Raw genomic sequence first — 14,140 nt, forward strand, 5'->3', positions numbered from 1 at the left:
CTTGTGTAGGAACTTGAATCATCACCGAGACGGTCGTGCCCGCCCCAATCCACGCTCCCCGTCGAGTGCCATCTCGCACTGAAACCGCAGCTCAGCGGGCATCACTCACGACTTTGCCGAGGCCCTGACCAGTTGCTCGATGATCTCGTGCAGGCGTCTGCGTTCCTTCGCGACGGCCTCGTCGGTAGGAAATCGATCGGGAAACGAGGACGGATCGTCGACGAGTTGCGCGAAGAGCACGGCGCGGGCGGCGGCGAGGGGTCGGCGGGCCCACCACAGGTGCAGGGTGGAGGGGTGGCCGTGGCGGATTGACTTCTCGCGGGCCGATTCGGCGTTGATCTTCTCCAGCGGCAGTGCAACCTCGATGAGCTTGCGACGGGGAACTGCGGTGGTGTCGGCGGTCACGAAGTGGGGTCCTTCTCTACGTACATCGGTGCTGCGGGAGCGTAACTACGGGAAACAGTAGTGGCCGGGCGTGCCGGGATCCGGCGGCGGTGCCCGGTCCGGTCGGGACGGGAGGCTGCTAGGAGGGTGGTCCGCCTTTCGCCCAGGTCTTGGCCCAATGCAGGCGTACCTCGGTGGCGGCGAGATCGCCAAGGTCGATGCGCCGGAAGGGCTCATGCACATACCGCAACTGGTCGTGGTCGGGGCCGCGGTCACTGACCGAGACCATGGCGAGGCGGTGGCGGTCGGGGACGTTCTTGCCGTAGAGGACCTCATTGAAGGTGACGGTGAAGTCCTCGGCGCCTTCGATGCGGCCTTTGACCTCGATGAACACGTAGTGCCCGTCCTGCGGGTCAAGGGAGCGGATGTCGTAGCCCTTGTTGTTGTGCGGCATCTCCTCCGGGATGCGCCCGAGGGCGTGTTCGGCGGCGAGGACCTTGTCGACGGCGCGGCGTTCGATGCGAGCCGTTTCCTTGGCGTACCGGGCGGGGGCGCCGGGCAGCATGCCGGCGGGGATGACCAGCACCGCGCCGGCGATCTGCGGGGGTTTGGCGGCCAGGCGGGATTGCAGGTCGAGTTCGGTGGTGCGGGCGGTGAGGCGGGCTTCGAGGTCGCGGGCGCGGGCCTCGAGCCTGTCGGGACTGTGCCGGGGTTTGGCGTGCCGGCCCTGGGTGCGGGTGGCCAGGACATCGCGCAGGCGGGCGGCTTCGCTGTCGAGATAGTTGATCTGCTGGGTGAGGCGTTTGTGTACGGCGCTGCGGGTCTTGTCCAGCAGCGGCAGGACGCGGTCTTTGACCTGGGCGAGATGTTCGGGTTGGGCGTGGGTGATGGCCCAGGTGGCGGCGAGTTGCTCGACTCCGCCGGCGAGCCAGCTATGGCCGAGGACCTCGTCGGCGATGGTGCGTGCCTCGGCGGGAAGGGGCTGTAGGTCCAGATAGGGGGCCGACCCGCACAAGGCGGCGGTGCCGTCGGGGGTGAGGGTGATGAAGTCGAAGCGTTTGGACACCACCACCCCGGTGCCGTCGCTGATTTCCCCGGTCACGGCGACGATCAGCCGGGGATGTTCGGCCGGGTCGTGCGGGTCGAACAGCACGGTTCCGGTCTCCAGCGCCTGCTGATGGGTTTCGATGGTCGCGTCGAGGACCGTGTCGAGCAGCGGGTGGCCGGGGGCGAGGAGTTCGGCGCGTGGCGCGGTGGGCTCGCCCAGGTCGATGCGGTCGAGATCGAAGGTGACCCGCTGATAGCGCGAGACGATCGGCACCGCCGCGCCCGGACGTTGCCGGGCCCGCACAGTCGCGGGGACGTGGGTGATCTCGAACCTTCCTGCTTCCCGGCGAGGCAGGCGGCCTCCGAGCCGGGGGAACGCGTCGTGGAAGAACGCGGCGATGTAGTGCGGTTGCAGCCGGCGGGCGCGGGCTTCGTCCATCTCGCGGCGGAGCCGGTCGAGTTCGTGCGGAGCCAGGGCTTCGTGGGCCAGGGCGCGTTCTTCGAGCAGGGTGTCCAGGCCGCGGGAGACTTCGGCGTCGACGACCTGGTCGAGGGCGGCCAGGCGGGCCGGGTCGTCGCCGTAGCGGATCGCGTCGAGCAGCAAGGTGCGTAGCGGGCGGTCGGTGAAGGCGTCGCCGAGGACGTCGAACAGCCGGCCACCGTATGCGCGACGCTGGGTTTCCATCTTCTCGAGCAGCCGGGTGAACACGTGGCCTTCGCGGGTGCCGTCGGCGACGAGATTCCACAGTCGGCAGGTGTGGCGTTGGCCGATGCGGTGGATCCGGCCGAACCGCTGCTCGAGCCGGTTGGGGTTCCACGGCAGGTCGTAGTTGATCATCAGGTGGGCGGCCTGCAGGTTCAGCCCTTCCCCGGCGGCATCGGTGGCGATGAGCACCTGGGTATCGGGGTTGTGGGTGAACCGTTCGCGGATCGTACGGCGGTCCTCGCGGCGGGTGCCGCCGTGGATGGTGACCACCGCATCTTCGCGACCGAGGATGTTGCGGATCTGGGCGGTCAGATAGTCCAGGGTGTCGCGGTGTTCGGTGAACACGATCAGCTTGCGCGGGGCACCCTGGGCATCGCGCAACAGATTCCGATCCAACAGCAGCGAGCGTAGTTCGGCCCATTTGCGGTCCTCACCGGAGTCCCGGACCTGCTCGGCGAGGGCGACGAGCACCCCGAGGCGGGCGATTTCGATGTCGAGTTCGGCGACGGTCTGCGCCGCGGTGGCGGCGTCGACGACCTGTTCTTCCATCTCTTCGCGTTCGCCGGCGTCGTACTCGTCCGGATCGTCGAAGTCGATCCCAGTCAGGGTGAGATCGTCGACCCGACTCGTCGGGGTGGGGGTGAGCAGGTCGCGGCGTTTGGTGCCGAGGCGTTCGCGGCGGCGTTGCAGTGACCGGACGATCGCATGCGGGGAGGACGCCAGGCGTCGTTGCAGCACGGTCAGGGCGAAGCCGACGGTGCGGGCGCGAGGGTTGTCGGCGCCGAGACGGTCAGCGCGGTTCATCTCCTCGCGGACGTAGCGGGTGACCTCGTCGTAGAGCTGGCGTTCGCCGTCGGAGAGGGTGTACGGCACGGTCTCGGCGATGCGCTCGGGGAACAGCGGGGTGCCGTCGAAGGTGAGCAGCTCTTCTTTGACCATGCGGCGCATCAGCCCCGAGGTGTCGGTGGTGTGCGCTCCGGAGCGGTATTCGCCTTCGAACCGGTCGGGATCGAGCAGCGCCATGAACGCCTGGAAGCTGGTTTCGTTGCCGTTGTGTGGGGTGGCGGTCATCAGCAGCAGGTGCCGGGTGATCTGCCCGAGGCGCTGGCCGAGCTGGTAGCGGCGGGTGACGTCGAGTTCGCCGCCGTACCAGGTGGCCGACATCCGGTGTGCCTCGTCGACGACCACCAGATCCCACTCGCTGGTGTCGAGCACGGCGAGCAGGTCGTCGTTGCGGGCGAGCTGGTCCATCCGGGCGATCAGCAGCGGATAGCGTTCGAAGGGGTTCGCGTCCGGGCTCGAGGCGATCATCTCGCGCGAAAGCAGTTGCGCGTCGATGGCGAACTTGGTGGCCAGCTCGTCCTGCCACTGCTCGACGAGCGAGCCGGGGGCGACGATCAACATGCGGGTCAGGTCCCCGCGCAGCATCAGTTCTTTCGCGTAGAGCCCGGCCATGATCGTCTTGCCGGCGCCGGGGTCGTCGGCGAGGACGAACCGCAGTGGGGTGCGGGGCAGCAGTTCGCCGTAGACGGCGCGGATCTGGTGCGGCAACGGATCGACCGCGCTGGAGGAGACCGCCACCATCGGATCGTGCAGGCCGGCCATGCGGATGCGCAGTGCTTCGGCGGCGAGGCGGAACTCGGCCGGATCGGCATCGAACGACCATCGGGCCTGCGGTGTCTCGATCCGCAGGCGTTCCTCATCGGTCCGGTACAGCAACTGCTGACCCAGTCCACCGGCAGTGTCCTTGAACGTCACCGTCACCGCGTCCGGACCGTGCCGGTCGACATCGACGAGGGTCACAGGTCCTGAGTGCACACCACGAAGCACCTGGCCACGGTCGAGATCCTCGAGCCGCACCGGCATCCCTACCGGTGATGAAGCTGCCACCGTCCTATCACTCTCCCCTGCGTTGTCGCCTTACAGATGTGATCGTTCGCGGGGCGAAGAATGTCACACATCACTTTTATCGTTCTGGGCTCGGGAACCTTTGGGTAGCTGGCACGGCGTGCATGGAATCACGAGGTTCATGAAGTGTGTCGAGCGGATTCATTCGTCAGACGTCCAGGAGTCTGCATCCTGGAGGGCATATGTCGGAAGTGTCTGAGATGCTCCAGTTGCCGACATGGTTCTGAAGGGATGAGCATGGCCATTTTCTACTTCGATATCGGTGGTTCACCGATTGCGTTCCGACGGATGGAAGGGGACAAGTTCCTCTTTGACAAGCGCGGAAAGTGGATCGGATGGTTCCCCTGGGGGGATGCCGATGCCGTCGACAAGAAGGGGAAGTACCTGGGGACGGTGGTAGGTAATCGGCTTCTGCACCGCACGTTTCAACCCCATCGCGGATACCCGGGATACCCCGGATACCCTGGGTACGCTGGTTATCCGGGGTATCCCGGTCACGCCGGTCATGCCGGGTACCAGAGCGGATTCAAAGATGTCGACCCCAGTCGACTGCAGGGATAGGGGTAAGTCCCGGGAAGTGGCGGGAATCGGGGGCTGCCCCCGCCTCGGGATCTCGTGCGCACACGGGGCGCGCTCACCCGGATTGGCACAATACGGGGTGTGCCGATCACACGCGCCAAACTTGTCGAGACGTATGGACAGGCGATCCTGTCCGGGAATGCCGCCGTCTTTGTGGGCGCGGGCCTCTCGCGGGCTGCTGGTTATCCGGACTGGGGTTCACTGCTGAAGCCGATGCAAGATCGCTGTGATATTCCGGGCCACGCCGATCTGCCGTTGGTCGCCGAGTACATCGCACTGGACCGCGGAAACGGCGGCCGCGACGCGCTGGAGACCCACATCCTCACTACCATGATCGAGATTCCCCCCGAACCGACATCGAGCCACCGGGATCTGCGACGTCTCGACATCAAGGAGATTTGGACTACCAACTACGACCGACTGCTGGAAACTGCCATTCCCGAGGCTGTCGTCGTCGCTGGAGAGGACCACGTTCATAACATTGCCTCGCGTCGGCGGGCGATCATCAAGATGCATGGCAGCATCGACAATCGTAATGAGTGGGAACTCCCGCCTGTCATCACACGTACCGATTACGAACGCTACGAACTGGCGCATCCTCGCACCTGGACCGTGCTCCGATCGTCGTATATGAGCCGAACCATGCTCTTCCTGGGATTCAGTTTCACCGACCCCAACATCGAGATACTCCTCCGCCTTGCCCGCACCCTGGGGACCGCATCCGCCGACCGCCACATCGCCGTGATGAAACCCCCCAATGGTGCCGATGCCACACCGGAAGACCTACGCCGGTATCGACTCCAGGCCGCCGACCTCGAGAACAGCGGTGTCACAGTCTGCGAGATCAACGATCACGACGAGATCCCTGATCTGCTCGCCGAGCTGGTGCTGCGTACCCGCCCGCCACACCTGTTCGTCTCGGGCAGCAGCAGAATCGAAAACGCAACGCCGGAGCAAGACGAAGAGATCCTGGGCCCCTGGTGCGCAGCGCTCGCTGTCACCCTCGTCGATGAACCGACATGGACAATCGCCAGCCTCGGTGGACCGGCCGGCTGGTACACCTCGCGGGACGTCGCGCGGACGCGGCGGAAGGAAGGGACCTACGACCCCAGCAAACTCATGATCCATTTTCGTGGGAAGGACGAACCCCCCGTGGTGCCGCCAGAGAGAGTCGGGACCTCCATTTACTCCGATCTCCCGCGCAAGGAACTCGTCACAAGTGTCCTGGACGACTGTCGGGCGCTCGTCGCCATCCGTGGGGGGACCCGAACCGCCGAGGAGATCGGTTGGGCGGCAGATCGACGGGTCGCGGTGATCCCCATTGCCGCCGCCGGTGGCGCCGCACGCGACTACTGGGAAGCCCACAGGGGCAACCCTCCAGCTATCGGCAGCCGTGCCACCGAGCACGCGACGTGGGAAAGGCTCAACGATGCCGACCCGACCATCACCGCGCGCGCCGCTAAATCCCTGATCAAGCAGGCCATGTACGAGTCGTAGTCCACTTCGTGATGCGTGTCGTACAGCCCTCGTACCATGACTGTCATGGAGGATGACAACCTGCGGCAGGCCGCGATCGTGGTGGCTTCTCTCGAGCTGCTCCCGGCACAGCCCAGCGATCTCACCTACATTTTGCGCGACCCCGCCCAGTTCCGCGCTCTGCTGGATCCGAGTCTCCTGGATCCGAGCAATAGATCGTCGGATTCTGAGCTGGTCCGATACCTCCATGAGAGTCTCGATCACGCGCGAATCGAATACTGGCACAAGCAGATCGACATTCTGGCCAGGGATGGCGTCGCCCGGCCCCTCCTGTCCTCGGACACCTGCGATGCCCCCGGCTACCCGGCACGGCTTGCCGAGTGCTGGGACGCACCCCCGATATTGTTCGCCACCGCAGCCCTGGACCGTGAATCCTCCTCCGTAGCAATCATCGGTAGCAGATCCGCCGGTACGGAAGTCATCCGTGACACCCACGAGCTGGCCGCAGATCTCGCGGCCACCGGAACGACGATCGTGTCCGGTTTGGCCCTCGGCGTTGACGCCGCCGCACACGAAGGAGCACTGGCAGCGGACGGAGCCACCGTCGCTGTGATGGGGACCGGTATCACCCGCATCTACCCCGAGCAGAACATCGATCTGGCTCGCCGGATACGCAAGAACGGGGTGTTGGTATCGCAGTTCGCACCGTATGCCCCGAGAACTCGCACCTCGTTCCTGCGCCGCAATCACGTGATCGCCGGCCTCAGCGATATCAGCATCATCATGTCCGGTGAGTCCCGTAGCGGCAGCCGACACGAGATCGAGCAAGCCATCGGATACGGCCGACCAGTCCTGATGTGGTCACCTGCCCTCGAACACCAAGATTGGGCGCGCAAGCTCGCCGACGACGGCAAAGCTTCCTTTATCACCAGCGCTGAGGAGGTTCGGCGCACGCTCGACGGGATCGACCAGTGATCGAGCACATCGATCCGCATCTTTGGGAATTGTCCGAGAAGGCAATCCCCGAATTGGTACCGCCTCCCACCGATGGTCAGCCTGAAACCTGCTGGCGCTGTCGCACGTGGACGGAATGGACGACTGGGGAATGCTGGAACTGCGCGAAGAATAGGAAGACCCTAGGGGTGCCAGCACCACCGCTGGACATGATCTCGTTGTACAACAAGCCGTCGCAGCTACGCGAATGGCTGACCTGCTACAAGGGTCGTGTCGACGAAAGTGAGCCCTTTATCCCCGAGTACGTCGACGTCGTCAAAGCACTGATCGCCAGGTTCCTGTACGAACACGGTGCGCGCATACAAGCACGAAGTTCGGTTGACGTGATCACGGTCGTCCCCTCGTCTAGCCGGACGGGCCCACACCCACTCGAGACCATCCTTCGAGACCTGCCACTGCAGGTTCCCGTAGTAACCCTGCTACGCCGTGGATCAGGAACGTTGTCGTTCAACAAGCCGTCCACTGACGGATTCGTCTCCGTGGACGGTCCCACCCGGCGGGTCCTACTCGTAGACGACGTGTGCACCACCGGTGCCCGTATCAACAGCGCTGCGTATGCACTCGACGCTGCCGGGCATCACCTTGCCGGTCACTTTGTGGTCGCCCGCCGCGTCAACGTCGGCTACAAGAACACCCCGGCATTCTGGGCAGGGCAGAAGGCAAAACAGTTCTCCTGGGAACAGAGCCCGTTGGTCAACAGCCAGCACCCGGGTACACAGATCGAGGCATGACCGCTGACGCATGAAGCTCGGATCCACACTGCGGTTCCTCGACCCAAGCTCTACGAGACGGATGTGCTGAGTAAGGCGCCGCCACGGTCGGACTGCGTCCGGCCAGGCATGTCGGGAACATCGGATAGTCTCCTGTGCTATGCCCCGAGATAGTGAGTCGCGGTGAAACCTGCGCTCAGTCGCCGTGAGATGTATGAGCCGGTCAGTGCCCACATGCAGGACATGGGATTCGATCGGGTCAGCACCCGCCGAGGCAACGCCGACGATCTGTTCCACATCGACGGCCACGATGTCGTCGGGCGCGGAACGACCACCCCGACGCCGATGGACGAGCATCATCTCCGGCAGCTCCACGAGACGGTGTACCTGAAGAAGGGCAATGCTCAGTGGGTGCACTTCTCCTACGGCGGATACACCCGGGCTGCACAAGCATTCGCCGACAGCACGGGAATCGCGTTGTTCGAGTTCAAACTCGGTGGGCGGATCGCGCCTCGGTCGGAGACAGCGACACAGTGGTACCGGCGCAAACCGCTCGACCGGTGGAAGCGCCAGTTCATCTGGGCATTGATCGTCATGGCCGCCGCATCGTTGGTCGTCGTCGCCGTCATCAAAGTTCCAACGGTGGGTTGGGTTCTTGCTGTTCTCGTCCTCGTCGCCATCGTCGGACCGGTCGTTCGCCTGGTGACCAGAACCGGGTAGCCGAGCAGGACATCACCTCGCGGGTGATGCGGCGCGGGCGGCTGCGCCCAGCAGCAGCACCCGCTCGAGGACCACATGTATAGATGACCTGAAGATCATCAGTACTGCTCGTACATCGATCTCCATGGAAGGAGGGCACGCGCCCGATGAACGACTCGACTCCCGGGTGGCGGCCCGATCCTCACGATCCGACGGTATTGCGGTACTGGGACGGACAGCAATGGACGTCCAACACCCGCATCCGGACCGAACCGGTGCCGGAACCAGAGTCATCGACATTGCAGAACCCGACTTCGTCGTGGGGCCGTGGGCACTCTCTTCTGCTGGGAGCGGTACTAGCGACCATTTTGGTCATCATGATCGGCGGCATCTTCGTCGAAGGCAGCGACGACACCGAAGCCTCTGTCCGCGCCGATGACACCAGCAGTGAGCCTGCAGCCCCGCCCGAGACCACGGCGCCCCCCGTGCCGCCCGAGACCGTGGACACCTCGACTCTCGCGCCCCCGCCCGAGACCACGGTCGCCGAGCCTGCCACCGATCTGGGTGTGCCGCTGCGCGACGGTAGTTTCGAGATCGTCGTGCACTCGTGGAACAACTCGACTGCCGCGATCACGGTGACCAATATCGGTACGGGTCCCCGGGTGTTCCGGTTCGGTGACCTCGATGCGTTCGACTCGCAGGAGCGTCGCTTCAGCCCGACTGTCAACACGCTCTCACCTCTTGCCTACCCGACCTTGAACCCTGGGGAAGCGGCCTCCGGGGAGCTCTACTACGAGATGAGTGGAGCGGAACCGGACTATCTGTTGTTCGAGGATTCGTTGACGTTGTTCTCCGAAGGGGTCCGGATTCGGCTGCGGTGATCGGGCGGGCAGCATGAATCTCGTTCGTTCGCCCTCGTGTCCGGCAAGCCGGATCAGCGGCCCACGAGTCCGGTGCTGTTCTGCCGCTCTTCGAACCTGCGGATGTTCACTGTCGCTGCGGTCGGGGTGTTCGCTCGCTGTCATTCCTGAGCGGAAGCCGGAAGCGATCCGGGCAGGTAGGTGAGATGCCCGGTCGTCGACACGGACCGCGTACTGGTTGCACAACCGCCGAGCTCGCTGATACCTCCCACCGATGTGCAGCCGGGTAGTTGAGAGGGTCCTACGATCGCAGATGTGCCGATTCCCGAATCTTCATCTACCGAAACGGTTCCGGATCCTGCTCTCGCCGAGGGCGACAAGGCCGATATTCTCGCTCGCACCGTGGCCGCGATCGATGCCGGTGATCTCGAGCAGGGCCGGCAGATCCTGCGCAGCGAGTATCCCTTCACCCCGGTGGCGAAGAACTCACGGCAGTACACCGAACGCCAATGCCTGCGCGTGTTCTACCGGGACGGCTTCCTCGATCGTTACAGCGGCACCAAGCTCGTGCACCCAGCTGCCCTGCGCACGCTGTCGCTGATCCTGCCGGACGAGTTCCCGGCGCATCCGAACTGGCAGATGTCCCAGTCGCATTTCGCGTTCTGGGAGCTGTTTCCGACCATCGACCATCTGGTTCCGGTCGCCCGCGGCGGCGTCGATGCGGAACCGAACTGGGTGAGCACCTCGATGCTGCGCAACTCCGCCAAAGCGCACTGGACCCTCGACGAACTCGGCTGGAGCCTGACCGCACCCGGGGACCACCGAATCTGGGACGGCCTGTCCGGCTGGTTCATCGGCTACGTCGAGGCCCACCCGGAGTTGATGGCCGACAAGTACCTGGCCCGCTGGTTCCGCGCGACGATCGACGTGCGCTCCACCCTGACATAGCCCGCAATGGTCCCGACCTGCGAAAAGCCGCGGCGAGCGAACGTGAGGTCGATTGTGTTGGCTGACACCTCGAGACGGTGTGAAGCTCCGTGGTCGGCGCGGGTCTGCGCCCGGTAACTTACCGACCCTGCATGTCAGGCGACAGCCCAGGTCAGCAGGTCGAGCAGACGCACATCGGTCAGGGTGGTGAGCCGGCGGACCTGCTCGGTCTCGGACTGCTCCAGGCGGCGGCGGAACAGCGGGAGGGCACCGTTGTCGAGGTTGGTGCACACGTCGTCGCGGATGGCTGCCCAGAACATCTTCCGTCTGCCGCGGTGGGGGTATCGGGCGGCGGCGGCACGAGCGTGGAGCCGGTAGAACGCCATGACCTTCGAGTCGCGGACGGGGAACAATCCGGGGCGTTTGATGTGGAGTACCTTGCTGATCTTGGCGACCCCCACCTGCCGGGGAGCGGCGGTGCGGAAATGCTCGTAGAGAGCTTCGGCACGGTCGTAGAGTCCGCCGCTGACGTTCGGGTCGGCGTCGACCAGCTGCGCCTCGGTCGGCACCGCCGCCCACGGGGCGTCGACGGCGCTGCGGATGAACCAGTCGCGTTGGGCGTGGCTGATCCGGGAGCGCACCTTGTGGGTGCGGGCGATCTCGTCGACAGTGATCACCGCGGCGGGTCCGGGTCCGGGCAGGTCGTAGCGGGCCACGGTCACTGCCGGATAGCCGTGGGCTGTGGCGACCGCGGTGTCGATGTCGATGCTGCGGCCGGCGATCACCAACACGGTGGCCGCGGCCTCGCCGCCGGCGCGGTTCATGGCTTCTGCTGCCCGGCCGAGCCCGGGTCGGTGTCGTCGCCGCTTCCCGGATCGGTGCGTGGAGTCACAGCGGACGTGCCTGCGTTCGTCGCAGTGGGGATTTCCGTCGGGTCCGGCCGGCTCGAGGTGCGGATCGTGCGAGCGAGCGCCCGCAGATCCTGGAGCGATCGGATTCCGTCCGGGACGCTGCCGTCACCGGGTGGCCGTCCACCTCGGGAAGTCCTCGGTGCCGGTCTCGTTCATCGCATCGTTGAGGTCTTGCGCTGCGGCGATGTACTCGGCGCGGTCCTGTTCGGTGAGCGAGCCGAGGTAGCTGTCCAATGTCTCGATCTGCACCTGGGCGTGGGTGTGCGCTGCCGCGTCGGTCTTCGTCTGCGCGGGTGCGCCGCTCCGGTGCGATTCGGTGGTCGGCGCGTCCGCTGTGGCCGATCGCGTGCGGAATCGGCCGCGTAGTGCGGTGAACATCGTTCCCCTCGGTGCGTGTCGGTGGGCCTCTCATCATGCACGCCACCTGACGACTCGACCACGCATCGACTCTGGACGGATGCGATCACGCAGGGCCCGGGCTCAGGTGGGTAGACGAGCCGAGGCCCGTCTACGACGTCGCGGCCCTGGTCGGCGATGAGTGAGTGCCTGACCGCAGAACCCATCCCCGCCGCAAGGGGTACGGCGGGGATGGCCGGATCGAAGTATGCCAGGTCGACCCCCGTCGAACCTCGAGGTCCGCAGCTGCGGCAGCCAGCAGTACGGGGAGCCGGCTGGGGGTTCAGGGGCCGGCCGGGGGTGTGCGCAGGTCCTGGAGTTCGGCGCGCAGTTCGGCAACACGTTCGCGGGCGGCTTCGGCTTGCGCGTGTGCGGCGGCGGCGTCGGCGCGGGCGGTGGAGGCGCGGTCGCGTTCGGCTGCCGCCGCGGTGCGGGCGGCGGTGAGTTCGGCTTCGAGCCGCCGGGTGTGGTCGGCTGCGGTGGCCGCCGCGGCGTCTTTCTCGGCGATCGCTCGGGTCAGCCGCTCGCGGTGCTCGTCGAGCTGCCCGGTGAGCAGCTCGATCCGGTGCTCGAGGCCGGCGATCTGCTCGCGGTGGGTCGATGCGGCCTGATCGAGCTGCTGCTGCCAGCGGTCCTGTGCCGCGGCATGATCGGCCCGGGCTGCGGTGAGCTGGGCGAGGGCCTCGGTGGCCTCGGCGTCGGCAGCCGTGGCGGCGGCGTCGGCGTCGGCGCGTTCGGTGCGCGCGGTGTCGAGTTCGTCCCGCAGTGCCGCGATCTCGGCTGCGGCGTCGGCCCGGACCTTGTCGGCCTCGGCCTGCACGCGCCGCAGCTGTGCATCGATCGCCGCCGGATCGGCGAGCAGATCGGTCGCGGTGGTGATCGACGACGCGATCGTCGTCAGCGTCTCGAGCATCGCCTGGGTTTCGCGGCGCAGCAGTGGTACCGCGTCGGCGAGGGTGCCGATCGCCGAGGTCGGATCGCTCGGCAGTGCGTCCTGTTGTTGCTGGGCGCGGGCCTTGTCTTTCTGGCGCTGCCGCCAGGCCCGTACCCGGTCGGCGTCGGTGGCGTATTCGCGGCGCCGTCCCCCTCTGGCTTCCTCGGCCATGACCTCGCCCTCCCGACCCGATGACGTTCCGTATCCAGCATCGTAACACCATTCGTAACGTACGTATCATGATACGTACGTTACGAATGGTAGGGATCGGCGCTATGCCATCGAGGGGCGCGGTAGCGGGGCGTGGTCAACCCCGGATCGTTCGTGGTGGCATGAGGGTGCCCGGCGGAACCCACATCCCCCCCGGTTCGCGCCGGCTCAGGGAGGGAGTGACCGGGGTACCGAGGCGGGCATACGGGCCGGTGCGTGGATGCCCGGCATCGGGGGTACTTCCGCTCTCGATGTCTGTTTCCTGCGGAAACGATGTGGCAGGCCGATGCTTCCCGAAGTCCGCCTCTCGCGTCCCTCCATCGACCTGCCGCCCTGACTATAAACGCCCTAATCGAACACATGTTCCCCTGAGTTCAGTCCGTCTGCGTAGCCTCTGAACGGTGGTTTTGTGTCGTGGGCGGCGTCTTCGACGGACTGACCCGTTCGCTGCGGAGGTGCCCGTGCGTGAGCGCGAGTTGGTGACGAAGTTGCTTGTTCTCGGCGGTGAGTTCCGCGATGCGAGTGTGGGCGAGTTCGAGCCGCCGCTGCCAGGAGGCGTCGCTCGCCGCGGTCGGGATGGACGGTCGTGGTCGCTTCGGAGCGAGCTCGTGGGACCGGTGGATTCGCTCGAGCAGATCGGGTTGGGTGTAGATCCACGATCGTGCGACTCCCGCTGCTCGGGCGAATCCGGCGACGGTGATCGGTTGGTTTCGGGCTTGCAGGTCGGTGAACGCAGCCTCGGCGCGGTCATGAGCGAGCGCGCTGCGACGGTGGGCCGCCGATCGTAGGTGGGCGGTGTTGTCGGCCCTCATGGGGACACCTGGGGGTCGGTGTCGTCGGGTTCGTGTTCGAGGCTGGTGATGATCGCCGTCAGGTTGTCGGCGGTGCGGGTGTTCATCTCGATCAGGCGTAGTTGTCCGTGTTGGCGGGCACGTGTGATGATGCCGCGGGTCATTTCGAGTTGTTCCCGGTGCTGCGGCAGAAACTCCGGGGTGGTGATGAAGACCGCGCAGGTCAGGCACGCGTTCGAGTGTGGGCAGCTCTGCTGCAGCGGCAGGCCGCAGTAGCCGTTGGGTAGTGCCATTGTGGCGCGGGCCAGGTGGTGTTTGGTCCAGGCCGCATCGGCAAGTGGACTGTCGTCGGCGATCGCGACGGTGTGTCCGTGGATGTCGACCTTGCGGGCGCGTTCCCAATGGTCCCGCACGGTGGTGTCGTGCAGGCGGGCGTAGTGGGCGGTCATCTCGGTGGAGGTGTGTTTGATATGCGGGTAATCACTGTGCGATCTCGAGGACTCGACGAGGATCGCGTGTAGGCCTGATTGCCATCCCACCGGAGGAGCCCGCATGACGTTCGTGCCCTGCCTGGTCCGTTCGATGCAC

12 protein-coding genes and 1 pseudogene are annotated in these 14,140 nt (G+C 65.8%); 6 read left to right on the plus strand and 7 right to left on the minus strand.

What is annotated here, in order from left to right; genetic code table 11:
- Positions 1–126: 126 nt before the first annotated feature.
- Together G6039_RS27975 and G6039_RS27980 are read right to left on the minus strand one after the other, a co-directional pair.
- A pseudogene (locus G6039_RS27975) lies at positions 127–405 on the minus strand (DUF1156 domain-containing protein); the annotation flags it as partial.
- Between the two features lie 118 nt (positions 406–523).
- On the minus strand, positions 524–4,003 hold the full coding sequence (locus G6039_RS27980; RefSeq protein WP_043797158.1) for a helicase-related protein: 3,480 nt from the start codon (positions 4,001–4,003) through the stop codon (positions 524–526).
- Positions 4,004–4,705: 702 nt separating this feature from the next.
- Between G6039_RS27980 and G6039_RS27985 the strand changes: the two genes are divergently transcribed.
- The 6 genes from G6039_RS27985 to G6039_RS28010 all read left to right on the plus strand — a co-directional run bounded on the left by G6039_RS27985 (position 4,706) and on the right by G6039_RS28010 (position 10,331).
- Positions 4,706–6,121: an SIR2 family protein gene (locus tag G6039_RS27985; protein WP_235194005.1), complete on the plus strand. Its 1,416-nt coding sequence runs from the start codon at positions 4,706–4,708 to the stop codon at positions 6,119–6,121.
- A gap of 45 nt (positions 6,122–6,166) precedes the next feature.
- Complete coding sequence (locus tag G6039_RS27990; protein WP_043797168.1) at positions 6,167–7,075, plus strand: DNA processing protein DprA; 909 nt, start codon at positions 6,167–6,169, stop codon at positions 7,073–7,075.
- Positions 7,072–7,845 carry a ComF family protein gene (locus G6039_RS27995; RefSeq protein ID WP_146034239.1) on the plus strand — a complete coding sequence of 258 codons (774 nt, stop codon included), beginning with the start codon at positions 7,072–7,074 and terminating at the stop codon, positions 7,843–7,845. The genes G6039_RS27990 and G6039_RS27995 overlap by 4 nt, the downstream gene beginning before the upstream one ends.
- Positions 7,846–8,067: 222 nt before the next feature.
- On the plus strand, positions 8,068–8,544 hold the full coding sequence (locus G6039_RS28000) for a hypothetical protein (protein ID WP_043797161.1): 477 nt from the start codon (positions 8,068–8,070) through the stop codon (positions 8,542–8,544).
- 146 nt (positions 8,545–8,690) lie between these two features.
- Positions 8,691–9,404, plus strand: coding sequence for a DUF2510 domain-containing protein (locus G6039_RS28005; RefSeq protein ID WP_152103823.1), 714 nt, complete (start codon positions 8,691–8,693; stop codon positions 9,402–9,404).
- A 294-nt stretch (positions 9,405–9,698) separates the two neighbouring features.
- A complete protein-coding gene (locus G6039_RS28010; RefSeq protein ID WP_152103824.1) occupies positions 9,699–10,331 on the plus strand; it encodes a BTB/POZ domain-containing protein in 633 nt (210 codons plus the stop codon).
- Between the two features lie 134 nt (positions 10,332–10,465).
- Here the strand turns inward: G6039_RS28010 and G6039_RS28015 are convergent, their stop codons facing one another.
- The 5 genes from G6039_RS28015 to G6039_RS28035 all read right to left on the minus strand — a co-directional run bounded on the left by G6039_RS28015 (position 10,466) and on the right by G6039_RS28035 (position 14,001).
- Positions 10,466–11,134, minus strand: coding sequence for a DUF6308 family protein (locus G6039_RS28015; RefSeq protein WP_043797163.1), 669 nt, complete (start codon positions 11,132–11,134; stop codon positions 10,466–10,468).
- Between the two features lie 192 nt (positions 11,135–11,326).
- The gene (locus G6039_RS28020; RefSeq protein ID WP_043797165.1) at positions 11,327–11,599 is read right to left on the minus strand and encodes a hypothetical protein; all 273 of its coding nucleotides are present in this window, start codon (positions 11,597–11,599) and stop codon (positions 11,327–11,329) included.
- Between the two features lie 301 nt (positions 11,600–11,900).
- Positions 11,901–12,722, minus strand: a complete 822-nt coding sequence (locus G6039_RS28025) for a hypothetical protein (RefSeq protein ID WP_043797166.1) — start codon at positions 12,720–12,722, stop codon at positions 11,901–11,903.
- A 413-nt stretch (positions 12,723–13,135) separates the two neighbouring features.
- The gene (locus G6039_RS28030) at positions 13,136–13,573 is read right to left on the minus strand and encodes a DUF6262 family protein (RefSeq protein ID WP_051445983.1); all 438 of its coding nucleotides are present in this window, start codon (positions 13,571–13,573) and stop codon (positions 13,136–13,138) included.
- Positions 13,570–14,001, minus strand: a complete 432-nt coding sequence (locus tag G6039_RS28035) for a hypothetical protein (RefSeq protein WP_051445984.1) — start codon at positions 13,999–14,001, stop codon at positions 13,570–13,572. The genes G6039_RS28030 and G6039_RS28035 overlap by 4 nt, the downstream gene beginning before the upstream one ends.
- Positions 14,002–14,140: the final 139 nt, after the last annotated feature.

The organism is Rhodococcus aetherivorans, from assembly GCF_011058165.1.
Lineage (GTDB): Bacteria > Actinomycetota > Actinomycetes > Mycobacteriales > Mycobacteriaceae > Rhodococcus > Rhodococcus aetherivorans.